This window comes from Pseudomonas sp. BB438 (assembly GCF_057180225.1).
On the sequence record NZ_CM170001.1, the window covers coordinates 5,867,330 to 5,891,008 of the forward strand.

The window sequence follows — 23,679 nt, forward strand, 5'->3', positions numbered from 1 at the left end:
CCCGCCCCCTGTTCAGGATGCGGCACCGCCGATCGGAATGCAGGGCTGATCGATACAACGCGCCGACTTTCGCCGCCTTGACAGCACCCGCGGCGCTTTGCCCCTCAGTAGGGCCTCGTTATACTGCCCGGCATCTGCCCTAAAGAAGACCGAGCCCGCTGTGACCCGGCCCACCTCCGTCAAGCCCGACAATTTCTTCCTGCTGCTCTTCCACGCCCTGCGCCAGCGCCGCGTGCCGATCGCTTTGCGGATCGCCATCCACAGTCTGCTGCTGGTGGCTGCTGCCCTGGTGATCTACGCCTGGGTGATGGGCATGCAGTTCAAGCAGGCCATGCAGCAGCAGGCCGATGCCCTCGGCCAGAGCCTGACCACGCAGACCGCGCAGTCGGCCACTGAGCTGCTGGTGTCCAACGACATCCTCAGCCTCAACGTACTGCTCAACAACCTGACGAAGAACCCACTGGTCGCCCACGCGGCGATCTACAGCGTGGACAACCGCATCCTCGCCGAGTCCGGCACACGCCCCAAGCAGGGCCTGTTGGGTGACGCCGAAGGCCTGTACTCCACACCCATCACCTTCCAGGAAGTGATCGCCGGCCACCTGCGCATCAGCCTCGACATGCACCAGTTCGAGCAACCGATGACCGTCAGCCTGCAGAGCATGGGCCTGATCAGCCTGATCCTGCTGCTGCTCACCCTGACCTTCGGCCTGCGCCTGGGCCGGCAGATTTCCACACCGCTGTTACAGCTTCGTGTCTGGCTCCGCGATCCGGATGATCCCGCCCCGGGCGCCGGCCTGCAGAACGAGATCGGCGACCTCGCGCGCCAGCTGCAATCGCGCCTGGTTCCGGAGAAACCGCCGGCTCCTGCGCCGGTGGTCAGCGCCCCCGCGCCGCGCCCGAAAGCGCCGGCCAAGGCCGGCAAGCCCGCTGCCAGGGAGCCGGTGCTGGAAGCCAGCGGTGCCGCTGACGAACACGAGTTCGACGAGAACATCTTCTCCGACGACGAACTGCTCGCTCCCGCCGCACGCCGCAAGGTCGATGCCGAGGCCGACGATGACTTCCCCGAGGAAGAGTTTGAAGCCGTGGCGGAAGACGACGTCGAAGACGAGATCGGCGTCGAGGAAGAACCCGAAGCCGAGCCGGAGCCGATCTCCGCCGGCACCAGCGCCGTGCTGGCCGTGCAGCTGGGCGCCCAGGAGCAACTGCGCCGTCTGCCGCGTGCCCGCCTGGTCGACCTGCTGGAACGCTACCGCGACTGCCTGGAACAGGCCGCGCGCCTGTACAAGGGCACGCTCTACACCCTCAGCGACGGCGGCAGCCTGATCCTCTTCCACAGCCGTGACCAGGATGAGGAGTTCCTCACCAACGCACTGTGCTGCGGCGAGCTGATGCGCGCTCTGGGCCATGCCCTGCAGATCGAAGTGGCCGACAGCGGCATTACATTGCAGTTGCAACTGGGCCTGGTACTCGGCGAGGACGTCGCCGACCTGGAGCAGACCGAGCTGCTGCAGGATGCCTCTGCCCAGGACGCCCTGGCCCTCAGCCAGCACAGCCGCAACCTGCTGCTGGTGGAGAAGTCCATCGGCGACGACGAGAAGGTCCGCGAACGGGCACGCATTCGCCCCATCGCCAGCCCGGAAAACGCCTGCTGCGTGGAATGGCTGAAGGAACCCTACCCGTCGATGCTGGAGCGCCAGCTCTCGCGCATGCGCGCCCTGCGCACCACCTGACCCCCAATAGAAAGAGAGGGGGCCAGCCGGCCCCTCGTGGAACGGATTCCATGACCACCCTCATCACCCACCCCCTGCCAGCGCTGGCCGTAGGCCTGGCGCTTGGCTCGCGCTGTCTCCCGCCACGCCTGATGCTGGCCGGCATGATCGCCGCCTGCCTGCCCGACCTCGACGTGGTCGCCTTCAAGCTGGGCATCGCCTACCACGACGCTTTCGGTCATCGAGGGTTCAGCCACTCCCTGCTGTTCGCCGCGTGCATGGGCCTGCTCGGCGCGCTGTGCTGTCGCCTGCTGGGCAGCGGCCCGCTGAAGGCCGGACTGTGGCTAGGCCTGGCGACCGCTTCGCATAGCGTGCTGGATGCAATGACCGACGGTGGCCTGGGGGTTGCCTGGTTCTGGCCCTGGAGCGATCAGCGCTACTTCCTGCCGCTGCACCCCATCGAGGTCTCTCCGATCGGCCTGTCACGCTTCTTCAGCCCACGAGGGCTGGAGGTGCTGGTCTCCGAGGCGCGCTGGGTATGGCTACCCTGCCTGGCCGTGGCATTGGCCGGCATCGGCCTGCGCCGCCTGCTTGATCGCAACGACTGACGCGCAGTGATGCGGTGTCAGTGCCTGCCCAACTGTGCGTGAAGTTGCTCGAGCAACGGCGCCTGCTGGCTCTGCAAGGGAAGCTCGGCACTGTAGCCCTGGAAGCTGCTGAACCGCGCCTGGTAATCCAGCTCGACCTCGAAGCGGTTGTCCCAGCCGGGTGAATCCTCCGGCATCAACTGGTCGCAATCACGCATCGCCTCCAAGGACTCGCAGGGCTTGTAGGCCTGCGGATAGACCTGGCGCTTCCACAGCACCCAGGGCGACAGGGACAACCCGGCCAGGCTGTTGCGTCCCAGGTCCAGTTCCAGCAACTGCATCAGGCCGTTGCCCCCCAGATACTGGTGCTGGTAGTCGACCATCACCATGTCCACGCTGTGGCCCCGGTCATTGACCATCCGGGTGTGCGCAGCACCGTCGGAGTGGGCATTGAGCGTGAGGAAAATCTGGTCGTTGCGACGGATCAGGCGATCCCACAGCAACCTGCCGCTGGAGTTCTCCTCGCGGGACAGCTCCGCGACGCCGACGTCGCTGCGCCGCAGGATGCTGTGGGAGGCGAGGATCACCGGCACATGGGGATGCTCGTCGATGACGCTCTGCGCCCATGCCAGGGTCGCCTCGGAGGGGTTCCAGTCCAGCGCCAGCAGGAGGAAGGACTGCCCGTAGCGCTGGAACAGGTGCACCTGGCTCAGGCCCCTCGGATCGCTACCGACATACGTGCTCTGCCAGGCCGCGCGCTCGGGCCCGAAGTGGTCACCGAAGCGGTCGAGGAACGACCGACGATCATCGCTGCTGGCTTCGTCGTGCACGTCACGCTCGCCGGTGGCGATGCTATAGGGGACGCCACGCTCTTCCAGTGTCCGCATGGCCCCGCTGGCGGTTTGCCACTGGGCGGCAACACCGGCGTTTTCAACGACGTCGCCCAGATGGACCACCATCGGCACCTGCAGCGCCTCGGCATACTTGGCCAGCCAGAAGGTCTGGGCGAAGAATGCCAGCGCCGGTTGGTACGGCAGTCCTGGGAAGCGCTGCTCGCTGCGGAACAGGGGGCGTCTGCGGTGGTTGTTCTCCGCGTAGAACTGGGTGTCCGGCAATAGCGGCAATACAAAGCTGCCGCCGCCAGGCGCGATCTCCAAGGGCGGTAGCGGGTGCTGGCGGAAGAACGCCTGATCCCGCTCCACCACATCCTGGGTGTCGGAATCACCGCAGCCGCCCAGCAACAGGCAGCAGGCCAACAGGGAGGTCAGTGCTTTCATCACGGTCTGGAGCCCGCTCCCGGGAGCCGCAGCAGGCGGTAGCTGTCATTGTCGAAGCGGCCCTCGAACAACGTCTGCGCGGCCGCTGGCAGAGCCGCCCTGACACGTTCGGCATCGCGCACCTGGATCATCAGGTAGAACGGGCCAGGCTGCGCCACGAATGCCTCGGGACGATCGGCGAACAACGGCTGCAGGTCCCGGTCGAGGTTGACCATCAGCTTGATCGCCCGCGCATCCGGCGCCATGCCATAAAGCACCAGCGGCGCGGGTTGTGCGTCCAACTGGCGGACCAGCTCGCGGGAGAATGCCTGGCTGTCGTACAGGCGATGCTCCACCGGTTCGAAGACCAGGATGTAGCTCGCCCACAGCGCCAGCGCTGCCCCGAGGGACAATGCCGCCGGCTGCCGCCAGCGCAGCGCGCCCAGTACCAGTAGCGCGGCGAGCGCCACGATGGCGGTCGGCAGGCGCCAGCCCAGGGCTGCGAGTTCCTGCGGGTAGCGCTTCCAGGCCAGCCACAAGCCGGCCAGCAACAGAGCCGGCAACGCCAGCCACAGCACCCGAAGCAGGCCGCGGAGCACCTGCGCCAGTCGACTGCCGGCGACCATGAAGGGATAGCCCGCGACAATGGCCGCCAGCGGCGCCAGGGCAATGATGTAGCGGGCCTTCTTGGCCTGCGGCACGGACAGGCCCGCCATCACCACCAGCGCGGCCAGGGCACAGCCAGCCACCAGCCGGAATGCCGGCTCGCGGCGTCGCTGCCAGACCAGCGCCAGTGCCGGCAGCGCCAGCGGGAAGGCCAGGGCGTAGTTGCCCAGCGAGCTGCGGAAGTAATACAGCGCATCGCTGGACCCGGCGGAGCCGTCCAGGCGGCCGATCACCTGCATCCGCAGGACGTCTTGCACGAAGACCTCGCCGCCAGCGGCGCGAGCCAGGCCAATCAGGGCGAACACGCAGAGGATCAGCAGCGCCAGCGCACTCGCCGAAAAGGCAAACAGCGGTTTCCAGCGCCGGTCCAGCAACAACTGGCTGCACACCATGCCCGCCGGCACCACCAGTCCCAGCGGGCCGCGCAGCGCGAAGCCGGCAAGCAGCAGGGGCAGCAGACGCAGCAGCAAACCCGCCACGCCATGGCGCTCGGCGTGGAATGCGACGTAGAAGGCCAGCAGACCGACGGCAGCGACCATCAGGTCAAGGGAGACCGCACGGGTTTCGCTGACGAACGTGGCCGTCAGCAGCAGCATGGCCACGCTGATCAGTGCCCAGGAGCGGGAGAACGGCGCCACCAGACGGAACACCACACCGGTGCAGATCGCCGCCGCCAGCGCGGTGGGCAGCCAGGCGGTCAGCTCCGTGACCCGCCCGGCCGGCAGCGACAGCAGGTAGGTCAGGAAGGTCGAGGTAGCCGGGTAATCCGGATAGGGGGCGCCGTAGGTGGTCGGGAACCAACTCGGCCCATGGCGCAGCATCTCGCGCGCGAACAGCACGAAGCGCGAGTCGAAGCCGACAAAGGCGTCGCCCTGCACGCCGAGCAGGAACAGCACCAGCGCCGCCAGCATCACGCAAAACGTCTGACGACTCAGGGCAGGATCCGCCTGAACACCGGGAATGTTGGGAAGTGACGACACGCGAGAGTCTCTCGCAGGTTCCGCACGGAAAACGTCCGTGCGCCAATAACCTGCACAAGCGCCCGTAGATACCACAGGAGCCGTCAAGAAGATGTCAAAACAGGCCACGGCAGAAGCAAAACGGCCCGCAAAGCTATGCCTTGCGGACCGTCCGTATTGCGATCGCCCAGGTCCACCTAGAAGCGATAGACCTCGACATCGGTGCGGATCGGCACCACCAGCGGGATTTTCGGCCCCTCTTCCTTGGGCTTGGCGACCTGCTCGGTGTTGGCCACCGCCGGCTTGCGCACGGGCGCAGCCTGTTGCTCGGCGACCGCCGCGGCAACAGGTCGCACGTCACGGGCCAGCTGCACGGACAGCTTGCGCAGCAGATCGCCCTGCGCACGAACCTGATCCTGCACGCTACCCGAATGCGCTTCTTCCTCACGGAAGACGCGGCTGTCACGCAGCTCGCCCTTTTGGTCGAGCAGACGCCAGCGCGCCTCCAGCACCGCCGGCTCCTTGGGGCCGGAGTCCAGGCGGCTGATGGTCAGCATGACCTGTACCTGCGGCGTGAAGCCCGGTTTCTCCGGGAACAGCGCCAGGCGGGTGCTATCCAGCTCGCCGGACAGCAGGCGCATCAGCTGTTGACTGACGTTGGTCTCCAGGCTGCCGGCCCAGCGGGCCTCGGTGGAGAGGTTGAGGATTCCGTCAGCCTGGCGCTGGACCATGGTCTCGCGCTTCAGGTAATCGGCCAGGGATACCGGACCGAGGAGCACAGCGACGCCGTTGTCCCGCTCCGGAACCGGAACGGGACCTGCATCCAGCTGGTACAGCTGGGTGGGGCGATTCACCGTACACCCCGCCAGTCCCAGGAGACTGGCGAGGGAAAGATAGGCCAAGACGCGCAAAGCGCTCATCTGGATCACCGTCATTCGCCGAAATTCGGCGCTACTTCCAACAAAACGAATATGACTTCAGGCAACGCGCAAAGGCGCCGGTTACCCAAAGGGACGTATCATCCCTTAACCGGCGCCTCAGCTCCAGAGGCAGAGTGTATCGAGCCGCGTTTCAATCCTGAGACAGCGATTCTACCAGCAAGGCATCCACTCGCTGAAAACCGCGCGGCAGTTTGTTGCCCCGACGGCCCCGCTCGCCCTTGTAGTGCTCCAGGTCGTCGCCCTTGAGCGAGAGCGTCCGCTTGCCGGCCTGCAGCGCCAGGGTTGCACCCGTCGGCAGAACGGCGAGGTCGGTGAGGTACTCCTCGCGGCTCGCCACGCGGTCGCCCGGCACACTGATGATCTTGTTGCCCTTGCCCTTCGCCAGCTGCGGCAGGTCGGACACCTTGAACAGCAGCAGACGGCCTTCGGTGGTGACGGCGGCGATCCAGTCCTGCTCGACGTCGGCGACCGGTCGCGGCGCCATTACCAGTGCGCCGTTGGGCAGGCTGAGCAGGGCCTTGCCGGCCTTGTTCTTGGCCTGCATGTCCTCGCCCTTGGCGACGAAACCGTAGCCAGCGTCGGAGGCCAATACATAAAGAGCATTATCCTCCGGCAGCAGCACGCGATCGAAGGATGCGCCTGGTGGCGGGGTCAGGCGGCCGGTGAGCGGCTCGCCCTGGCCGCGGGCGGACGGCAGGCTGTGGGCGGCCAGCGAGTAGCTGCGGCCGGTGGAATCGATGAACACCGCGTACTGGTTCGAGCGGCCCGGCGCGGCCGCCTTGAAGCCGTCGCCGGCCTTGTACGACAAACCGGTGGCATCGATGTCGTGGCCCTTGGCGCAGCGCACCCAGCCCTTCTCGGACAGCACCACGGTCACCGGCTCGGTCGGCATCAGCTCGGTTTCCGACAGTGCGCGGGCCTCGGCGCGGGCGACAATGGGCGAGCGACGGTCGTCGCCATAGGTTTCGGCGTCGGCAACCAGCTCATCGCGCACCAGCTTGCGCAGCTTGGCGTTGGAACCCAGGATCGCCAGCAGCCTGGCGCGCTCCTTGGCCAACTCGTCCTGCTCGCCGCGGATCTTCATCTCTTCCAGGCGCGCCAGCTGACGCAGGCGGGTGTCGAGGATGTAGTCGGCCTGCAGCTCGGAGAGTTCGAAGCGCTGCATCAGGACCGGCTTGGGCTGGTCCTCGGTGCGGATGATGTGGATGACCTCGTCGAGGTTGAGGAAGGCGACCAGCAAACCTTCCAACAGGTGCAGGCGCTTCTCGACCTTGTCCAGGCGGAACTGCAGGCGACGGCGCACGGTGTCGGTGCGGTAGGTCAGCCACTCGCTCAGTACCTGACGCAGGTCCTTGACCTGAGGTTTGCCGTCCAGACCGATGACGTTCATGTTCACCCGGTACGAGCTTTCCAGGTCGGTGGTGGCGAACAGGTGGGTCATCAGCTCTTCGGCGTCCACTCGGTTGGAGCGCGGGATGATGACGATGCGGGTCGGGTTCTCGTGATCCGACTCGTCGCGCAGGTCGGCCACCATCGGCAGCTTCTTGGCCTGCATTTGCCCTGCGATCTGTTCCAGCACCTTGGCCCCGGAGACCTGGTGCGGCAGCGCGGTGACCACGATGTCTCCGTCCTCGACGCGGTACACGGCGCGCATGCGCACCGAGCCGCGGCCGGTTTCGTAGATCTTCTGCAGGTCGCCGCGCGGGGTGATGATTTCCGCTTCGGTGGGGAAATCCGGCCCCGGGACGAAATCGATCAGGTCGGCGACGGTGGAGCCCGGATTGTCCAGCAGGTGCACGCAGGCGGCGGCCACTTCGCGCAGGTTGTGCGGCGGAATGTCGGTGGCCATGCCCACGGCGATGCCCGTGGTGCCGTTGAGCAGCAAGTTGGGCAGGCGCGCCGGCAGCACGGCCGGCTCGTCCAGGGTGCCGTCGAAGTTCGGTACCCAGTCCGCGGTGCCCTGGCCGAGCTCCGACAGCAGGGTCTCGGCGTAGCGCGACAGACGGGCTTCGGTGTATCGCATGGCGGCGAAGGACTTGGGATCGTCCGGCGCCCCCCAGTTGCCCTGTCCATCCACCAGCGGGTAGCGGTAGGAGAACGGCTGGGCCATCAGCACCATGGCCTCGTAGCACGCCGAGTCGCCGTGGGGGTGGTACTTGCCCAGTACGTCACCGACGGTACGCGCCGATTTCTTGTGCTTGGCGTCCGCGTCCAGGCCCAGTTCGCTCATGGCGTAGACGATACGCCGCTGCACGGGCTTCAGGCCGTCGCCGATGTGTGGCAGGGCGCGGTCCATGATCACGTACATGGAGTAGTTCAGGTAAGCCTGTTCGGTGAAGTCGGCCAGTGACCGGCGCTCCACGCCCTCCAGACTCAGATCGAGGGTTTCGCTCATGCGTGCCTCACGGGGTAGATCGCTGGCGCAGCACCAGAGTGCCGTCCTGCTGGGTGAAATCCAGTTGTCTGAGTGCGCTCATGCCGAGCAGCACCTCGTCGCCTTCCATGCCCGGCGCGATCAACGCCGGCACATCGGTCAGGCGGATGTCGCCAAGCTGCAGGCTGGGCAGGCGCGTGCGCCAGCCCTGACTGCGGCCGTTGGCGGTGTCCAGGGTCACCGGCAAGCCACGCGGCAGGCCGAGGCGGTCGGCCAGGCGTTGCGGCAGAGCCACCTGGGTGGCGCCGGTGTCGAGCATGAAGGTCACCGTCTCGCCGCCGATCCGGCCATCCACTACGTAGTGGCCGGCACGATTGCCGATCAGCCGCACTTCCACGTACCCCTCGCCACGGGTCGACTGCGGCTGTGGATTGGGATTGTGCTGACGGGTTTCCCAGGCGCCGAAATAGTGGGTGGCCAGCAGGATGCCCGCGCCCCAGGCGAGGAACATCATGACCTTGCCAACTCGCTTGCCCGGCACCGCGTCGCTCATTTACCACCAAGCCAGCCACCGGCCGGCGCCGCGAAGCGCAGCACGTAGGGGCGTCCGTCGCCATCGGCGCGCGCATGATCGCCGTTGTCCAGTCCGATCCAGGCCCCCTGGTCGTCAAGGATCAGCGCCTCGGCCACACCGTACGGCAGGTCATAGCGGCGCTCCGGAGCCAGTGCACCGGCGGCGAAGGACCAGCACAGCTCCTGCGCACCGGTCTTGGCATCGCGGCGGCAGATCTGGTGCGCCAGACGCTCGAGGGTAAACAGCTTGTCCTTGTATAGCGCCAGGTCGGAAAAGTCGATCGGCAGCGCGCGATCCCCCCCTAGCTCCGGCGGCGGCAGCGCAGTACCACCCTCACTGAGCATCACGCAGTTGCCTTCGCACTTCCAGGTGCCGTTCTCGTTGCGCACCTTGAGCAGTCCACGGCGCTGACGCTCGGCGGCCAGCCACAACTGCTTGCCATCGGCGCTGACGGCGATGCCCTCGTAGAGCGCATTGAATTCCATCAGCAGGCCGCTGGCACGCGCCTGGCGCAGCAGGCTCTGCGGCAAGGGCAGCCAGCTCGGCTCGCCGACGGCAGGCAGCAGCAGCACTGCGGCATACCCTTCGCTGACCACATAGCGGTTGCCCGCCTGATCACAGCTGATGCCTTCGAAGTCCATGGCACCGCCGCGCAGCAGGCCGCCGATGCTGACTCGCGCACGAGTACCCCAGGACAGGCCGCTTTCCGGCGCGCCTGGCACCACGAAGGGTTCGGCGGTGGCTTGCCAGGCCTTGCCCGGCGTCTCGTCGATCAGCAGCCGATAGAGGCGGTCGTCGTCGCGGTCGGACACGGTCCACATCTCGTTGCCGCACAGCGCGAGGCCGGACAGGTTGCCACTGGGCATCCCTTCCACCGGGTGTTCGGCGACGAACTGCAACGAAGCCGCCGCCATGGGTGCAGCAGCCGGTGCAGCCGTCCTCGGCGACTCCGCTGCCGGTTGGGCGGCGACCGCGAGGCCGGCGAACAGGCCGAGAGAGGCCAGCAACCAGCGCATCAGGCGAAGTCCGCCAGGTTGCCCTTGGTTTCCAGCCAGGATTTGCGGTCGCTGGCGCGCTTCTTGGCCAGCAGCATATCCATGATTTCCACGGTGCTCTCGGCGTCTTCCAGGGTCAGCTGGACCAGACGGCGGGTATTCGGGTCCATGGTGGTTTCACGCAGCTGCGGCGGGTTCATCTCGCCCAGGCCCTTGAATCGCGTGACCTGCGGCTTGCCACGGCGCTTCTCCGCCGCCAGGCGGTCGAGGATGCCGTCGCGCTCGGCCTCGTCCAGGGCATAGAAGACCTCCTTGCCCAGGTCGATACGGAACAGCGGCGGCATGGCGACGTAGACGTGGCCGGCTTCCACCAGCGGGCGGAAGTGGCGGACGAACAGTGCGCACAGCAGGGTGGCGATGTGCAGGCCGTCGGAGTCGGCGTCGGCGAGGATGCAGATCTTGCCGTAACGCAACTGGCTGAGGTCGGCCGCGCCCGGGTCGACGCCGATGGCCACGGCGATGTCGTGGACTTCCTGGCTGGCGAGGACCTCGCCGCCATCCACTTCCCAGGTGTTCAGGATCTTGCCGCGCAGCGGCATGATCGCCTGGAATTCCTTGTCCCGCGCCTGCTTGGCCGAGCCGCCGGCGGAGTCACCTTCCACCAGGAACAACTCGGCACGCATCGGGTCCTGCCCTGCGCAGTCGGCCAGCTTGCCGGGCAGCGCCGGGCCCTGGGTAACCTTCTTGCGCTCGACCTTCTTGCCCGCCTTGAGGCGGCGGCCGGCATTGCTGATGGCCAGCTCGGCCAGTTGCAGCCCCAACTCGGGGTGCGCATTGAGCCATAGGCTGAAGGCATCCTTGACCACGCCAGAGACGAACGCGGCGGCCTCGCGGGATGACAGGCGCTCCTTGGTCTGACCGGAGAACTGCGGCTCCTGCATCTTCATCGAGAGCACGAAGGCGATGCGCTCCCAGACGTCTTCCGGCGCCAGCTTCACGCCGCGCGGCAGCAGGTTGCGGAACTCGCAGAACTCGCGCATCGCGTCCAGCAGGCCCTGGCGCAGGCCGTTGACGTGGGTGCCGCCCTGCGCCGTGGGAATCAGGTTGACGTAGCTTTCCTGCAGCGACTCGCCACCTTCGGGCAGCCACAGCAGGGCCCAGTCCACCGCTTCCTTGTTGCCGGCCAGCGCGCCGCAGAAGGGCTCGTCGGGCAGGCGGACGTTCTCGGAAACCGAGTCGACCAGGTAGGAACGCAGGCCGTCCTCGTAGTGCCACTCGATACGCTCGCCGGTGGACTTGTCCTCGAAGGTGACCAGCAGGCCCGGGCACAGCACGGCCTTGGCCTTGAGCACGTGCTTCAGGCGGCTGACGGAGAACTTGTGCGAGTCGAAATACTTGGCGTCCGGCCAGAAGTGCACGCTGGTACCGGTGTTGCGCTTGCCGACGGTGCCGATCACTTCCAGGTCGCTGGACTTGAAGCCGTCGGCGAAGGTCATGCGGTATTCGTTGCCGTCGCGCTTGACCCGCACCTCGACCAGGGTCGACAGCGCGTTCACCACCGAGATGCCCACGCCGTGCAGGCCGCCGGAGAACTGGTAGTTCTTGTTGGAGAACTTGCCGCCGGCGTGCAGCTTGGTGAGGATCAGCTCGACGCCAGGCACGCCCTCTTCAGGGTGAATGTCGACCGGCATGCCGCGACCATCGTCGATGACTTCCAGCGAGTTGTCCTCGTGGAGAATCACCTGCACGCTCTTGGCATGGCCGGCGAGGGCTTCGTCGACGCTGTTGTCGATCACTTCCTGGGCCAGGTGGTTGGGCCGCGAGGTGTCGGTGTACATGCCCGGGCGCTTGCGCACCGGGTCGAGGCCGGAGAGAACCTCGATGGCGTCTGCGTTATAGGCGTTCTGCTGGGCCATGGGGTTCCTGCTTAATCAGTCGAAGAAGTGATGGCTTCAAAGTCGGAGAAATTCACGTCGCGCCACTGGCTGGAAGGCACCCCGGCAAAAGCCAGGAGCGCCGGCAGATGGCTGACGAAGCGCTGGAAGCCGTGGTCGCCGCCGGACTCGATGCGCAGCGCAGCCGCCCGGTAATAACGCTCGGCAGCGCGGTAGTCGAGGGTTTCGTCGGCGGTCTGCAGCCACACCTGGTAGCGCGAGGCGTCGGTGGGCGCGGGGACTTCCAGTTCCGCCAGGGCGGCGACGTGATCCAGGGTCAGTTCCCAGGTTTCGCCGCTGTAATAGTTGGTCTGCGGGCCGAGCTGGCCGTCGAACAGCCGGTGCGGCGCCACGGCAGGGTTGATCAGCACAGCCTTGAGGCCATGGCGCTCGGCCAGGTACGTCGCGTAGTAACCGCCCAGGGAACTGCCGATCAGCAATGGCTGACCCAGTTCGGCGACGGCGGACTCGAGCTGCGCCATGGCCTGGCGCGGGTGATGGTGCAGCGCAGGGACGCGCAGCTGATCGGCCAGTCCCAAGCGCTCCATGGCGGCCGTGAACTGGCGCGCCTTCTGCGAGCCGGGCGAACTGTTGAATCCGTGGATATAGAGGAATGCGGTCATGGGCCGGGAGGCTACAAGCTGCAAGCGGCATGCCGCAAGTGGGTCAGCGTCGCAAGGCGTTCGAAGCGTGACCGATCAATAACCCTTGATGCTGTAGTCGACTTCGAACTCGATGTCGGTCACCCGTGAAACGCCGGTTTCCACCCGACCATCGGGCAGCAGGCGCAGCCAGCGGTAGCCCGGCGCAGGACTGTCGACACAGAAGTCCTCGCTGCCCGGCGTGAACTGCACACAGGTGGACGGCGAGGCCAGCAGGCGCACATCGCCGCGCATCCGGTCGATCTCCTGGTGCACATGCCCCCAGAGCAGGCAGCGCACGTTCGGATGTCGGTCGAGCACGGCAAACAGCCGCTCCGGGTTGTAGATGCCAATACGGTCCATCCACTGGCTACCAATGGGCACCGGATGATGGTGGAAGCTGATCAGCAGGTGCTTGTCGGGCGCGGCCTGGATGGCACGCTCCAGCAAGTGGATCTGCTCGACGGTCATTTGCCCCGGCACCGCCCCGGGAATGGTGGAGTCCAGCAGGATCACCCGCCAGGCGCCGAGGTCGATCACCGGTTCGAGCAGGTCGGTGCCGGCAGCGGCTTCGCGCATCGGCCCCATCTCGTCGTGATTGCCGGGGAACCAGCGGATCGGCGCAGTGATCGACGAAGTAATGGCGCGGAAACGCTCGTAGGACTCGACCGAGCCATCCTGGGAGAGGTCACCCGTGGCGAGTGCCAGGTCGATCACCGGTTGTTCCTCGCCCACCAGGCGTACCACCTGGCTCAGGCTGTCGGCCGTATCCATGCCCAGCAGCCGGCCATTCTCTTCGGCGAACAGGTGACTGTCGGAAAGCTGGACGACCAGGACGGAATCGGAAGCGGTGGGCTGGGGCAATGCGCCTTCTCCTGTGAGGCGGGCGTGCGGGGATTCGTGACGAAGTATGGTGACAGGCGCCCCCCTGAGCAAACCGGGAAAGCGTCACAGATCACAGTTAGGGACACGAGTGTGCGATGGGCGGGCAGGATAACATGGCACAGACATGCCATTTCGCCATCATCGCAATTTCAGCGCTGCAGCACCGGTTCCAGTTCATGCCCGCAGGACAGGCAGTGGCTCAGCCATTCGCCGAGGAACTGGTTGAGCTGGTTCTTCTCATCCGGCTGGTGCATGGCCTGGTTCGGATAGGGGTAGATCGCCAGCAGGCGACGGGCCTGCTCGGCGCCGACCACCTCGGCCATGCGCGCATCGTGGTACACCCGTACTTCCAGCTTCGGCGCCGGCAGCCAGGGCAGGCCCAGCTCCTGGCGCACCTGCAGCACGGTGGTGTAGGGGCAGGCTTCGATCACATCCAGCGCCAGCACGCCGAGCAGCCGCTCGCCTTCGCTGAGCGCGACGCGGCGCGAGACCTGGGTCTCGCGCATCTCCGGCAACAGGCGCATCAGGCGCAAGTAGTTCGCCTCGCAGGTCGCCTGCAGACCCGCCAGGTCGACGCGATAGCGCTCGCGCAGCAGATTCACACCCATAACCCCCTTACCTCGGCGCGATTCAGCGCCAGCCATTGCAGGGCGAGCATGCTCGCCGCGTTGTTGATACGGCCGTCACGCACGGCCTGCAATGCTTCTTCGAACGGCATGACGTGGACGCGGATGTCCTCGCCCTCCTCCTCCAGCCCGTGGACACCTGATGCGTTGCTGCTGTCGCAGCGGCCGACGAACAGGTGCACCAGCTCGTTGCTGCCGCCGGGCGACGGCAGGTACTGGGCGATCGGCCACAGCGCGCCGAGGGTCAGGCCGGCCTCTTCCACCGCTTCGCGGCGGGCGACTTCCTCGGGCTCCTCGTCCTTGTCGATCAGCCCGGCGACCAGCTCCATCAGCCAGGGGTTGACCCCGGCATCCATGGCGCCCACGCGGAACTGCTCGATCAGCACCACTTCGTCGCGCTGCGGATCGTAGGGCAGCACGCACACGGCATCGTGGCGCACGAACAGCTCGCGAGTCAGCAGCGGGCCCATGCCGCCGGCGAACTGGCGGTGCCGCAGGCGCAGGCGGTCGACCTTGTAGAAACCCTTGAAGCACTGCTCGCGCTCCTGGATTTCGATGTCCTGGGGACCTGGTTTGAACGTTTCCGACATCCCGTTCTACTCACTGTGCGTTGAACTTCGCGCCATCCTATCGCGCCGCCGAGGGCGACGCAGCCTCTTTCGCCCGCAAGCGGACAGCCAGGCTGACTGTGACCGTCGCACGCAGCCGTGGTTCTCAAAGTGGTTCATAATCTGCCGCCGAACCGGCAGCGCCGACGGCGGTCGAACCACTCCATTGCCGGCGAACGTCAACGACAAGGATTCCCATGCGACTTCTGAAACTTGCCGCCCTGGGCAGCATCTGCCTGTTACTGGGGGCGTGCCAGGGTCTGTTCAAGCCCTCGCTCGACGAGCCGCTTCCCGCGCAACACACCGCGTTCGAACATCCGAGGCCGGGTTGTCAGGGCGAGCAATGCCCGCTGTTCAACCTCGATACCGTCAGCTTCGACGACGAACCGGCGCTCAATGATGCGATCAACACCCAGTTGCTCCAGCTGGCCCGCGACGGCGAAGGTGCGGCACCCGCCAGCCTGGATGTCTACGAGAAACGCTTCCTCGATTCGGCACAGCCCGGCTGGAGCTCCTACCTGCAAGCGAAGATCCGCGAACAGCATGACGGTCTGGTGATCATCGAGCTGTCCAGCTATCGCTTCACCGGTGGCGAGTACGGCCAGCCTGGCCGCGCGTTCATCAATTATGATCGACGGATCCACAAGGTGCTCACCCTGCAGGACATTCTCCTGCCCGGCCAGGAGGACAACTTCTGGAAAGTGGCGCGCATGGCGCACCAGGCGTGGATCCTGCAGAACAAGCTGGACGAGCAGGACCCGAACTTCTCGAAGAACTGGCCGTTCCAGCCGACCGAGCACTTCGCCCTGACCTTCGGCGCGATGACGCTCAAGTACGACATCGACCGCATCGCCCCACATTCGGTCGGGCATCCGGAGCTGAAGATTCCGTATCCGCGCCTGAACGGCATCGTGAAGACCTACTACTTCCCGGGGCGTGGGGCGCAGTAAGCCCCGAGCCACCGGCACGTCATCGCGGACATGGCGCGCTCCTACCGGTTGGTATTCGTGTAGGAGCGGGCGATGTCCGCGCGGCACATCACGCCGAAGCCGACAGCTTCATGCCGACCCGCCCCAGCAACAACTGCAGCACACCCGCCACCACCAGCGCCGGCAGCGTCGCGCCCAGATCAGGCTGGTAGTTCGCCAGCAGGTGATACACCACGACACCACCGCCCCAGGCGATCAGCGAACCCCAGCGCAGGCCATGGGGAATTGCGGCCGGCGCGCGGCGGCGCAGGACGAAGTGGTCGATCAGCACCACGCCGAATAGCGGAGCGAACACCGAGCCGATCAGCAGCAGGAAGTTCTGGTACTGCGCAAGCGGCGCGAACCAGGCGATCAGGGTGCAGATCACGCCGATGGCCAGGGCCAGCAATTCGACCTTCAACGGCAGCAGGATGCCGCTGGAAACCGCCGCCGAGTGGATGTCGGCGAAGGCCTTTTCCGACTCGTCCAGCAGGATCAGCAGCAGCGGAATGCCCATCCCGGCGCCGGCCAGCGCCAGCAGCAGCGCATTGGCGTCGCTGCCCTGGGCGAACGCCAGGGTGTAGGCCACGCCCAGCCCCATCAGCCAGAAGCAGCCGATGAAGAAGCCCAGCGCCGCGCCGGTGAAGGTGTGCGCGGCGCGCTTGCCAAAGCGCGAGTAGTCGGCGATCAGCGGCAGCCAGGACAGCGGCATGGCGATGGCGATGTCGAAGCCCACGGCGAACGACAGCGAACCGTCGCCGGCCTTGGCCCAGAGCGCGGCCAGGTCGGCGCGCCTGAACAGGTCGAAGGTCAGCCAGATGCATGCGGCGAGCAATAGCCAGATACCCCAGCGGCGCAGCACGCGGCGCACGAAGGCGAGCGGTCCGGCGACCGCCAGCAGCGTCGCCAGCGCGCCGAACACCAGGGTCCAGAGGGCCGGGTTGGTCCACAGGCTGCTTTCGCCGAAGGCACGGCTCGCCAGCAGGCTGGCGGCATCGCGCATGACGATGATCTCGAAGGCGCCCCAGCCAATCAGTTGCATCAGGTTGAGCAGCGCCGGCAGCGCGGCGCCGTGGCTGCCCAGGCTCAGCTTGAGCGAGGCCATGGCGGACAGGCCGGTGTCGGTGCCGATCACCCCGGCGCTGGCCAGCAACAGCACGCCGACCAGGGTGCCGAGCAGGATCGCGCCGAACGCGCCGGCCAGGCCCAGGCCCGGTGCCAGCAAGGCGCCGGTCTGCAGCACCATCAGGCCGATGCCCAGGGAGAACCAGAGGGAGAACAGGTCGCGCAGGCCGAGCACGCGCTGGGCGCTGCCCACGGCGGAAGTCGGTGAATAGTCGATGGCGGTAGTGGTCACGATGCGTGCAGGGCTCGAAGGTTGGATTGGATTTTGTTGTTTTTCGTAGGAGCAAGCTTGCTCGCTCCTACAAGTCTGCCCACCCTTTTCGTCAAGGGTGAGCACGACCGGTCACACCTGCTTGTAGATCACCGAGCCTTCGTCCTTGAAGCGCGCAGCCTGCTCCTGGAAGCCGGCCTCGATGGCCTTCTGCTCATCGGTCAGGCCGTTTTCCTTGGCGTAGTCGCGAACTTCCTGGGTGATCTTCATGGAACAGAATTTCGGCCCGCACATGGAGCAGAAGTGCGCCACCTTCGCCGAGTCCTTGGGCAAGGTCTCGTCGTGGAAGGCGCGTGCGGTGTCCGGGTCCAGGCCGAGGTTGAACTGGTCTTCCCAGCGGAACTCGAAGCGCGCCTTGGACAGCGCATTGTCGCGGATCTGCGCGCCCGGATGCCCCTTGGCGAGGTCGGCGGCGTGTGCGGCGATCTTGTAGGTGATGATGCCGGTCTTCACGTCATCCTTGTTCGGCAGGCCCAGGTGCTCCTTGGGCGTGACGTAGCAGAGCATGGCGCAGCCGAACCAGCCGATCATCGCCGCGCCGATGCCCGAGGTGATGTGGTCGTAGCCCGGCGCGATGTCGGTAGTCAGCGGGCCGAGGGTGTAGAACGGTGCCTCGTCGCAGCATTCCAGCTGCTTGTCCATGTTCTCCTTGATCAGGTGCATCGGCACGTGGCCGGGACCTTCGATCAGCACCTGGACGTCATGTTTCCAGGCGATGCGAGTCAGCTCGCCAAGGGTTTCCAGCTCGCCGAACTGCGCGGCGTCGTTGGCGTCGGCCACCGAGCCCGGACGCAGGCCGTCGCCCAGCGAGAAGCTGACGTCGTAGGCCTTCATGATCTGGCAGATTTCCTCGAAGTGGGTGTAGAGGAAATTCTCCTGGTGATGGGCCAGGCACCACTTGGCCATGATCGAGCCGCCGCGCGAAACGATGCCGGTGACGCGCTTGGCGGTCAGCGGCACGTAGCGCAGCAGCACGCCCGCGTGGATGGTGAAGTAGTCCACGCCCTGCTCAGCCTGTTCGATCAGGGTGTCGCGGAAGATTTCCCAGGTCAGGTCCTCGGCGACGCCGTTGACCTTCTCCAGCGCCTGGTAGATCGGCACGGTGCCAATCGGTACCGGGCTGTTGCGCAGGATCCACTCGCGGGTTTCGTGGATGTGCTTGCCGGTGGACAGGTCCATCACCGTGTCGGCGCCCCAGCGGATGCCCCAGGTGAGCTTCTCGACTTCTTCCTCGATGGAGGAGCCCAGCGCGCTGTTGCCGATGTTGCCGTTGACCTTCACCAGGAAGTTGCGGCCGATGATCATCGGTTCCAGTTCGGTGTGGTTGATGTTCGCCGGGATGATCGCGCGGCCGCGGGCCACTTCGTCACGGACGAACTCGGGGGTGATGTCCTTCGGAATGCTGGCACCGAAGCTCTGCCCCGGATGCTGGGCGTCGAGCAGGCCGGCGGCGCGGGCTTCCTGCAGCTTCATGTTCTCGCGGATGGCGATGTATTCCATCTCCGGCGTGATGATGCCCTGGCGTGCGTAGTGCATCTGCGTGACATTGCGGCCGGCCTTGGCGCGGCGCGGAGTGCGCACGTGGGCGAAGCGCAGGGCGTCGAGGCTGGCATCGGCCAGGCGCGACTGGCCGAACTCGGAGGTCAGGCCCGGGAGGATTTCGGTGTCGCCGCGCTCGTCGATCCAGCGCGAACGCACGTCCGGCAGGCCCTTGCGCAGGTCGATGCGGACATCCGGGTCGGTGTAGGGGCCGGAGGTGTCATAGACCATCACCGGAGCGTTCTTCTCGCCGCCGAAGGCGGTCGGGGTGTCGGCAAGGGAGATTTCCCGCACGGGGACGCGGATATCCGGGCGCGAGCCGGTCAGGTAGACCTTCTTCGAATTCGGAAAGGGCTGGGTCGACTGGCGGTCCAGCTGTTCAAGGCGGGTGACGTTGTTCTTCTGGGTGCTCATCCTGGCTCTCCTGGGGTTGATTGCCGGGGAGAACCTGGGACGAGAGGAGCTGCTGGCTGCAGCGAAGGGACGCATCCCGGAGAGGGCTGGGGCCGGGGCGGAATGCGCCGCGGGATGCGTACTTCTTGTTCCCTACGCGGGTGCTAACCCGATCAGGTTCAACGGGATCCGGAACTATCCGATCTCAGCCCCTCGCAATGGGGCACCCCGACAAGAACGCCCGCAGTCTAATCAAGTGCGCACGGATTAGCCAACGCCACCCGGCCGAAAACGCGCAATTGCCTACACGCAGCTACACTCCTGCCTCGGAAGGCTCGTACGAACGTGCCTTGACCGCCACCGGCGGCGACCGTAGCCTTGCCCCACCTCGCATCACTTTCCAGGATGAACGAATGCTGCGCAGACTCTCTCTGGCTGTCGCTGTAGCCGCAACGACAGGCTTTGCCTGGGCTGCTCAGCCCGCTCCGGCCGCACCTTCTCTGCCCACCAAGACGGACCTGATCAGCGTCTATAAAGATGCCGTCGACAACAACGCCGACCTCGCTGCTGCCCAGGCCGACTACATGGCGCGCAAGGAAGCCGTGCCCCAGGCGCGCTCCGGCTTGCTGCCGCAGATCAACGCCGGCGCCAGCACCGGATCGACCCGCACCTCGCTGGACACCCCCAGCGCTACGCTGAACCGCAACACCCAGCTGGTGCAGGCCACCCTGAGCCAGCCGCTGTTCCGCGCGGATCGCTGGTTCCAGCTCAAGGCCGCGGAAAACACCACCGAACAGGCCCAGCTGGAATTCTCCGCGACCCAGCAGCAACTGATCCTGCAGACCGCCCAGACCTACTTCGGCGTGCTCCGCGCCCAGGACAACCTGGCCGCCAGCAAGGCTGAGGAAGCAGCGTTCAAGCGCCAGCTCGACCAGTCCAACGAACGCTTCGACGTCGGCCTCTCCGACAAGACCGACGTGCTCGAATCCCAGGCCAGCTACGACACCGCGCGGGCCAACCGCCTGGTGGCCGAACAGCAGGTGGATAACGCCTTCCAGGCCCTGGTCACCCTGACCAACCGCGAGTACAGCGCCATCGAGGGCATCCTCCACTCGCTGCCGGTCGTCGCGCCGATCCCCAACGACGCCAAGGCCTGGGTGGATACCTCGGTACAGCAGAACCTGCGCCTGCAGGCCAGCAATTACGCGGTGGATGCCGCCGAAGAGACCTTGCGCCAGCGCAAGGCCGGTCACCTGCCGACCGTCGACGCCGTTGCCCAATACCAGAAAGGTGACAACGATGCCCTGGGTTTCACCAACAGCGGCGGCCCGGACCCGTACACCCCGCACTACGGCAAGTGGGTGGACCAGAGCAGCATCGGCCTGCAGCTGAACGTGCCGATCTACAGCGGCGGCCTGACCAGCTCCCAGGTTCGCGAGGCCTACCAGCGCCTGAACCAGAGCGAGCAGCTGCGTGAAAGCCAGCGCCGCCAGGTGGTGCAGGACGCCCGCAACCAGCACCGCGCGGTGAACACCGACGTGGAGCAGGTTAAAGCGCGTCGCCAGGCGATCATTTCCAACCAGAGCTCGCTGGAAGCCACCGAGATCGGCTACCAGGTCGGTACCCGAAATGTCGTCGACGTACTGGACGCCCAGCGTTCGCTGTACAACTCGGTGCGCGACTACAACAACACCCGCTACGACTACATCCTCGACAACCTGAGTCTCAAGCAGACCGCCGGCACCCTCGCGCCGAGCGACCTGGAGGCTTTGAGCAGCTACCTGAAGCCGGACTACAACCCGGACAAGGACTTCCTGCCGCCGGACCTGGCCAAGGCGGCCGAGGCGCAACTCAAGGCTGGCGCGAAGTACTGATCCAGTTCCATGAAAAAGCCCCGCATCGCGGGGCTTTTTTTTGCCGGACAATCGCCCTGGCATTGATCGCAGAAGCGGACTGAAACGACGGCGCCGGTCAGTCACGATACCCTGGCGATACACGGTCCAGCATGCGCAGCAATGCCGACCACGCCAGATCGTAACCATCCGGGTCGCTCAGCTCGCCTTCCGCCAGCGGCCGCGCCGGGGCGTTGAATTGTTGTTCGGTGTGACGGCACACCTCGTCCGGCGGAATCACCAGCTCGCCGCCCGCCTGGGCCGCCAACTGGATATCGCAGGCCTTCTCCAGGTAGTACATGCGCAGGAACGCCTGCTGCACCGTCTGGCCCACGGTCAACAGCCCGTGGTTGCGCAGCATCAGGCCGTAATGGTCGCCCAGGTCACGCACCAGGCGCTCCTGCTCGTCCATCGACAGCGCTATGCCTTCGTAGTCGTGGTAGCCAATACGGCCGTAGAACTCCAGGGATATCTGGTTCAGCGGCAGCAATCCGCACGCCTGCGCCGCCACCGCACAACCCGCGCGGGTGTGGGTGTGCAGCACGCATTGCGCATCCTCGCGGGCGCCATGAATGGCGCTGTGGATCACGAAGCCGGCCGGGTTGACCTTGTACGGCGACGGCTCCACGGCATGACCGGAGAGATCGATCTTCACCAGGCTGGAAGCGGTGATCTCGTCGAACATCAGCCCGTACGGATTGATCAGGAAATGGTGTTCGGGACCAGGAATGCGCACCGAGATATGGGTGAAGATCAGGTCGGTCATGCGGTAGTGCGCGATCAGGCGATAACAGGCCGCCAGCTCCTCGCGCAGCTTCCACTCCTCGGGCGAACAGGTGGCGCGGCTGGGCGCCTGCAGCGACGTCATGGTGCACTTCTCCTCAAGGCAAAAGGACGCCGGGGCACAAGCCCCGGCGTCATGGTCATTGCGCGGCCCAGGCGTTGAAGCGCTCTTCCAGCTCCTCGCCGTGGTCAACCCAGAACTCGTCGTCCATCGCCAGGCCCTGGGGCAGGTTCTGCGTCGAGGTCGGCACCCAGCCCGCCAGGTCGGCCGGCAGGCGCTCGGCGGCCTGCGTGTTGGTCGGACCATACGCAATGTGCTTCACGTAGTCGACTTGCGCATCGGCGCCATTGGCGAAGGCGATGAAACGCTTGGCCGCATCGACGTGCTGCGAGCCCTTGATGATCGCCCAGTAGTCCATGCCGTACAGGCTGCCCGGCCAGACCAGCCGCAGGTTGCGCCCGGCCTTGAAGGCGTCGGCGATGCGTCCGGTGTAGGTGGTAGTCATCACCACGTCACCGGCGGCCAGCCACTGCGGCGGCTGCGCGCCGGCCTCCCACCACTGCACGTAGGGCTTGATCTGGTCGAGCTTGGCGAAGGCGCGGTCGACGCCGGCCTGGGTGCCCAGCTCCTTGTAGACGTCCGCAGGCTTCACGCCATCGGCCATCAGTGCGAACTCCAGGTTGTAGATGGCGCGCTTGCGCAGGCCGCGCTTGCCAGGGAATTTCTTCACGTCCCAGAAATCCGCCCAGGACTGCGGCGCCGGCTTGAGTTTGTCGGCGTCGTAGGCGATGGCCACGCCCCAGACCAGGGCGGCGGAACCGCAGTCCTTGGCGGCGTTGGGGATCAGTTGGTCCTTGTTGCCGATCTGCTGCCAGTCCAGTGGCACGAACAGGCCTTCGTCACAGCCACGGGCCAGGTCCGGGCCTTCGATCTGCACCACGTCCCAGTCGGCATGACCGGTGTCGGCCATCACCTTGATGCGCGCCATTTCGCCGTTGTACTCGGTCTGGGTCACACCGACCCCGGACTGCTTGCTGAAGGGCTGGAAGAAGGCCGCATCCTGGGCCTTCTGGCCGGCGCCGCCGTAACCGACCACCACCATGTTCTCGGCGGCCTGCGCCGTGCCGCCGCAAAGCCCGAGGGCGAGCAGCAGCGGTTGTACGGCTTTCATTCGAAAAGTCATCAGGCATACCCCATGTCGTGAGAGACCACGCGCGTAGCCGCAATGGCTGCGCGCACGCTGGACGGGTGCGCCGGCACAACGATGCAAGGAAGGCAAGGCAGTAGGAAATCATTGGCCTGCGGGGGGACCCGCAATGCGAGGGGGGACCGTGCTGGACGGTTCATGCGCCTCTCCTCTTGTAGTTGTTGTGGAGCACGTCGCGGTGCGCCCGAGACATCTCGGGCCGGAATGAAACTACTCAGTCATCTTTAAAAAAACAAGTTGATTTTTTACTGAAGGTAAATTTCCATAGCTGGAACTTAAACAACATTTTCCATCCAGGAGAAGCCACCGTGTCCCAGGTTCGCCACTTCCAGCAATCCGCCCTGCAGTTCCAGTCCTACGGTGGACAAGACATCGAACGCGCCGCCATCTGCCGGCTGATCGGCCCGGCGGACAGCCAGACCATGGGCGCGGGCCTGGCCCGTTTCGACGGCGTCTCCATCGAATGGACGGTGCTGTACGACGAGCTGATCGTGGTACTCGAAGGCAATTTCCGCCTGCGCTTGACCGACCAGGTGATCGACGCCAAGCCGGGCGACGTGATCTGGGTCCCCGAGCGCACGCCGCTGGCCTACGAAGGCGAGAAGGCCTGCGTGTTCTACGCCCTGTATCCGGTGGACTGGCAGGCACGCAATGCCTAGTTGATCGACCGGCTGCGCGTCGGCGGAACTGCGTTGGAAACCGGCTCGGCATGCTCATTTACTGGAGTAAACTCCGCTGCCTCA

The 23,679-nt window shown here is 65.9% G+C and carries 20 protein-coding genes and 1 riboswitch; of the genes, 5 read left to right on the top strand and 15 right to left on the bottom strand.

Annotated elements, in window-relative coordinates:
• The first annotated feature begins 160 nt into the window (after positions 1 to 160).
• Positions 161 to 1,732, top strand: coding sequence for an AhpA/YtjB family protein (locus AC1ZV1_RS27105; RefSeq protein WP_484294447.1), 1,572 nt, complete (start codon positions 161 to 163; stop codon positions 1,730 to 1,732).
• 50 nt (positions 1,733 to 1,782) lie between these two features.
• On the top strand, positions 1,783 to 2,319 hold the full coding sequence (locus tag AC1ZV1_RS27110) for a metal-dependent hydrolase (RefSeq protein ID WP_484294448.1): 537 nt from the start codon (positions 1,783 to 1,785) through the stop codon (positions 2,317 to 2,319).
• 17 nt (positions 2,320 to 2,336) lie between these two features.
• Here AC1ZV1_RS27110 and AC1ZV1_RS27115 read toward each other — a convergent pair whose 3' ends face one another.
• The 11 genes from AC1ZV1_RS27115 to AC1ZV1_RS27165 form a co-directional block, all read right to left on the bottom strand.
• A complete protein-coding gene (locus AC1ZV1_RS27115) occupies positions 2,337 to 3,575 on the bottom strand; it encodes a metallophosphoesterase family protein (protein WP_484294449.1) in 1,239 nt (412 codons plus the stop codon).
• A complete protein-coding gene (locus AC1ZV1_RS27120) occupies positions 3,575 to 5,131 on the bottom strand; it encodes an ArnT family glycosyltransferase (RefSeq protein ID WP_484297649.1) in 1,557 nt (518 codons plus the stop codon). Before AC1ZV1_RS27120 ends, AC1ZV1_RS27115 begins: the two co-directional genes overlap by 1 nt.
• Positions 5,132 to 5,376: 245 nt before the next feature.
• Entirely contained in the window at positions 5,377 to 6,099 is a 723-nt protein-coding gene (locus AC1ZV1_RS27125) for a PqiC family protein (protein ID WP_484294450.1), read from the bottom strand.
• Positions 6,100 to 6,250: 151 nt separating this feature from the next.
• Positions 6,251 to 8,515, bottom strand: a complete 2,265-nt coding sequence (parC, locus tag AC1ZV1_RS27130; RefSeq protein ID WP_484294451.1) for a DNA topoisomerase IV subunit A — start codon at positions 8,513 to 8,515, stop codon at positions 6,251 to 6,253.
• A 7-nt stretch (positions 8,516 to 8,522) separates the two neighbouring features.
• On the bottom strand, positions 8,523 to 9,047 hold the full coding sequence (locus AC1ZV1_RS27135) for a retropepsin-like aspartic protease family protein (RefSeq protein ID WP_484294452.1): 525 nt from the start codon (positions 9,045 to 9,047) through the stop codon (positions 8,523 to 8,525).
• Complete coding sequence (locus AC1ZV1_RS27140; protein ID WP_484294453.1) at positions 9,044 to 10,084, bottom strand: esterase-like activity of phytase family protein; 1,041 nt, start codon at positions 10,082 to 10,084, stop codon at positions 9,044 to 9,046. Before AC1ZV1_RS27140 ends, AC1ZV1_RS27135 begins: the two co-directional genes overlap by 4 nt.
• A complete protein-coding gene (parE, locus tag AC1ZV1_RS27145; protein WP_484294454.1) occupies positions 10,084 to 11,979 on the bottom strand; it encodes a DNA topoisomerase IV subunit B in 1,896 nt (631 codons plus the stop codon). Before parE ends, AC1ZV1_RS27140 begins: the two co-directional genes overlap by 1 nt.
• An 11-nt stretch (positions 11,980 to 11,990) precedes the next feature.
• Positions 11,991 to 12,620, bottom strand: a complete 630-nt coding sequence (locus AC1ZV1_RS27150; protein ID WP_484294455.1) for a YqiA/YcfP family alpha/beta fold hydrolase — start codon at positions 12,618 to 12,620, stop codon at positions 11,991 to 11,993.
• 75 nt (positions 12,621 to 12,695) lie between these two features.
• Entirely contained in the window at positions 12,696 to 13,502 is an 807-nt protein-coding gene (gene cpdA, locus AC1ZV1_RS27155) for a 3',5'-cyclic-AMP phosphodiesterase (protein ID WP_484294456.1), read from the bottom strand.
• A gap of 170 nt (positions 13,503 to 13,672) precedes the next feature.
• Positions 13,673 to 14,131 carry a DUF1249 domain-containing protein gene (locus AC1ZV1_RS27160; protein WP_169936051.1) on the bottom strand — a complete coding sequence of 153 codons (459 nt, stop codon included), beginning with the start codon at positions 14,129 to 14,131 and terminating at the stop codon, positions 13,673 to 13,675.
• Positions 14,122 to 14,739, bottom strand: coding sequence for an NUDIX domain-containing protein (locus tag AC1ZV1_RS27165; protein ID WP_484294457.1), 618 nt, complete (start codon positions 14,737 to 14,739; stop codon positions 14,122 to 14,124). The genes AC1ZV1_RS27160 and AC1ZV1_RS27165 overlap by 10 nt, the downstream gene beginning before the upstream one ends.
• Before the next feature lie 215 nt (positions 14,740 to 14,954).
• Between AC1ZV1_RS27165 and AC1ZV1_RS27170 the strand changes: the two genes are divergently transcribed.
• Positions 14,955 to 15,707 carry an RsiV family protein gene (locus AC1ZV1_RS27170; RefSeq protein ID WP_484294458.1) on the top strand — a complete coding sequence of 251 codons (753 nt, stop codon included), beginning with the start codon at positions 14,955 to 14,957 and terminating at the stop codon, positions 15,705 to 15,707.
• Positions 15,708 to 15,795: 88 nt separating this feature from the next.
• Here the strand turns inward: AC1ZV1_RS27170 and cytX are convergent, their stop codons facing one another.
• Both cytX and thiC read right to left on the bottom strand, forming a co-directional pair.
• Positions 15,796 to 17,085: a putative hydroxymethylpyrimidine transporter CytX gene (cytX, locus tag AC1ZV1_RS27175; protein ID WP_484297650.1), complete on the bottom strand. Its 1,290-nt coding sequence runs from the start codon at positions 17,083 to 17,085 to the stop codon at positions 15,796 to 15,798.
• 108 nt (positions 17,086 to 17,193) lie between these two features.
• Positions 17,194 to 19,074 (bottom strand): phosphomethylpyrimidine synthase ThiC, encoded by a 1,881-nt coding sequence (thiC, locus tag AC1ZV1_RS27180; protein ID WP_484294459.1) that lies wholly within the window; start codon positions 19,072 to 19,074, stop codon positions 17,194 to 17,196.
• 112 nt (positions 19,075 to 19,186) lie between these two features.
• A riboswitch (TPP riboswitch) is annotated at positions 19,187 to 19,294 on the bottom strand.
• 172 nt (positions 19,295 to 19,466) lie between these two features.
• On the opposite strand from thiC, the gene AC1ZV1_RS27185 reads away from it, so the two are divergent.
• Positions 19,467 to 20,927 carry a TolC family outer membrane protein gene (locus tag AC1ZV1_RS27185; RefSeq protein ID WP_484294460.1) on the top strand — a complete coding sequence of 487 codons (1,461 nt, stop codon included), beginning with the start codon at positions 19,467 to 19,469 and terminating at the stop codon, positions 20,925 to 20,927.
• 97 nt (positions 20,928 to 21,024) lie between these two features.
• On the opposite strand, the gene AC1ZV1_RS27190 is transcribed toward AC1ZV1_RS27185, so the two are convergent.
• Together AC1ZV1_RS27190 and AC1ZV1_RS27195 are read right to left on the bottom strand one after the other, a co-directional pair.
• On the bottom strand, positions 21,025 to 21,813 hold the full coding sequence (locus AC1ZV1_RS27190; RefSeq protein WP_484294461.1) for a class II aldolase/adducin family protein: 789 nt from the start codon (positions 21,811 to 21,813) through the stop codon (positions 21,025 to 21,027).
• Between the two features lie 55 nt (positions 21,814 to 21,868).
• On the bottom strand, positions 21,869 to 22,912 hold the full coding sequence (locus tag AC1ZV1_RS27195) for an ABC transporter substrate-binding protein (RefSeq protein WP_484294462.1): 1,044 nt from the start codon (positions 22,910 to 22,912) through the stop codon (positions 21,869 to 21,871).
• Between the two features lie 332 nt (positions 22,913 to 23,244).
• Here AC1ZV1_RS27195 and AC1ZV1_RS27200 point away from each other — a divergent pair, with 332 nt between their 5' ends.
• Positions 23,245 to 23,595 (top strand): AraC family ligand binding domain-containing protein, encoded by a 351-nt coding sequence (locus AC1ZV1_RS27200; RefSeq protein ID WP_484294463.1) that lies wholly within the window; start codon positions 23,245 to 23,247, stop codon positions 23,593 to 23,595.
• Positions 23,596 to 23,679 lie beyond the last annotated feature (84 nt).

Excerpts from the sequence above, each read along its gene's own strand:
- AC1ZV1_RS27110 (WP_484294448.1), top strand. The coding sequence starts at position 1,783 with ATGACCACCCTCATCACCCACCCCCTGCCAGCGCTGGCCGTAGGCCTG.
- AC1ZV1_RS27115 (WP_484294449.1), bottom strand. The coding sequence starts at position 3,575 with ATGAAAGCACTGACCTCCCTGTTGGCCTGCTGCCTGTTGCTGGGCGGC.
- AC1ZV1_RS27120 (WP_484297649.1), bottom strand. The coding sequence starts at position 5,131 with ATGCTGGCGGCGCTGGTGCTGTTCCTGCTCGGCGTGCAGGGCGACGCC.
- AC1ZV1_RS27125 (WP_484294450.1), bottom strand. The coding sequence starts at position 6,099 with ATGAGCGCTTTGCGCGTCTTGGCCTATCTTTCCCTCGCCAGTCTCCTG.
- parC (WP_484294451.1), bottom strand. The coding sequence starts at position 8,515 with ATGAGCGAAACCCTCGATCTGAGTCTGGAGGGCGTGGAGCGCCGGTCA.
- AC1ZV1_RS27135 (WP_484294452.1), bottom strand. The coding sequence starts at position 9,047 with ATGAGCGACGCGGTGCCGGGCAAGCGAGTTGGCAAGGTCATGATGTTC.
- AC1ZV1_RS27140 (WP_484294453.1), bottom strand. The coding sequence starts at position 10,084 with ATGCGCTGGTTGCTGGCCTCTCTCGGCCTGTTCGCCGGCCTCGCGGTC.
- parE (WP_484294454.1), bottom strand. The coding sequence starts at position 11,979 with ATGGCCCAGCAGAACGCCTATAACGCAGACGCCATCGAGGTTCTCTCC.
- AC1ZV1_RS27150 (WP_484294455.1), bottom strand. The coding sequence starts at position 12,620 with ATGACCGCATTCCTCTATATCCACGGATTCAACAGTTCGCCCGGCTCG.
- AC1ZV1_RS27160 (WP_169936051.1), bottom strand. The coding sequence starts at position 14,131 with ATGGGTGTGAATCTGCTGCGCGAGCGCTATCGCGTCGACCTGGCGGGT.
- AC1ZV1_RS27165 (WP_484294457.1), bottom strand. The coding sequence starts at position 14,739 with ATGTCGGAAACGTTCAAACCAGGTCCCCAGGACATCGAAATCCAGGAG.
- AC1ZV1_RS27170 (WP_484294458.1), top strand. The coding sequence starts at position 14,955 with ATGCGACTTCTGAAACTTGCCGCCCTGGGCAGCATCTGCCTGTTACTG.
- thiC (WP_484294459.1), bottom strand. The coding sequence starts at position 19,074 with ATGAGCACCCAGAAGAACAACGTCACCCGCCTTGAACAGCTGGACCGC.
- AC1ZV1_RS27185 (WP_484294460.1), top strand. The coding sequence starts at position 19,467 with ATGCTGCGCAGACTCTCTCTGGCTGTCGCTGTAGCCGCAACGACAGGC.
- AC1ZV1_RS27190 (WP_484294461.1), bottom strand. The coding sequence starts at position 21,813 with ATGACGTCGCTGCAGGCGCCCAGCCGCGCCACCTGTTCGCCCGAGGAG.
- AC1ZV1_RS27195 (WP_484294462.1), bottom strand. The coding sequence starts at position 22,912 with ATGACTTTTCGAATGAAAGCCGTACAACCGCTGCTGCTCGCCCTCGGG.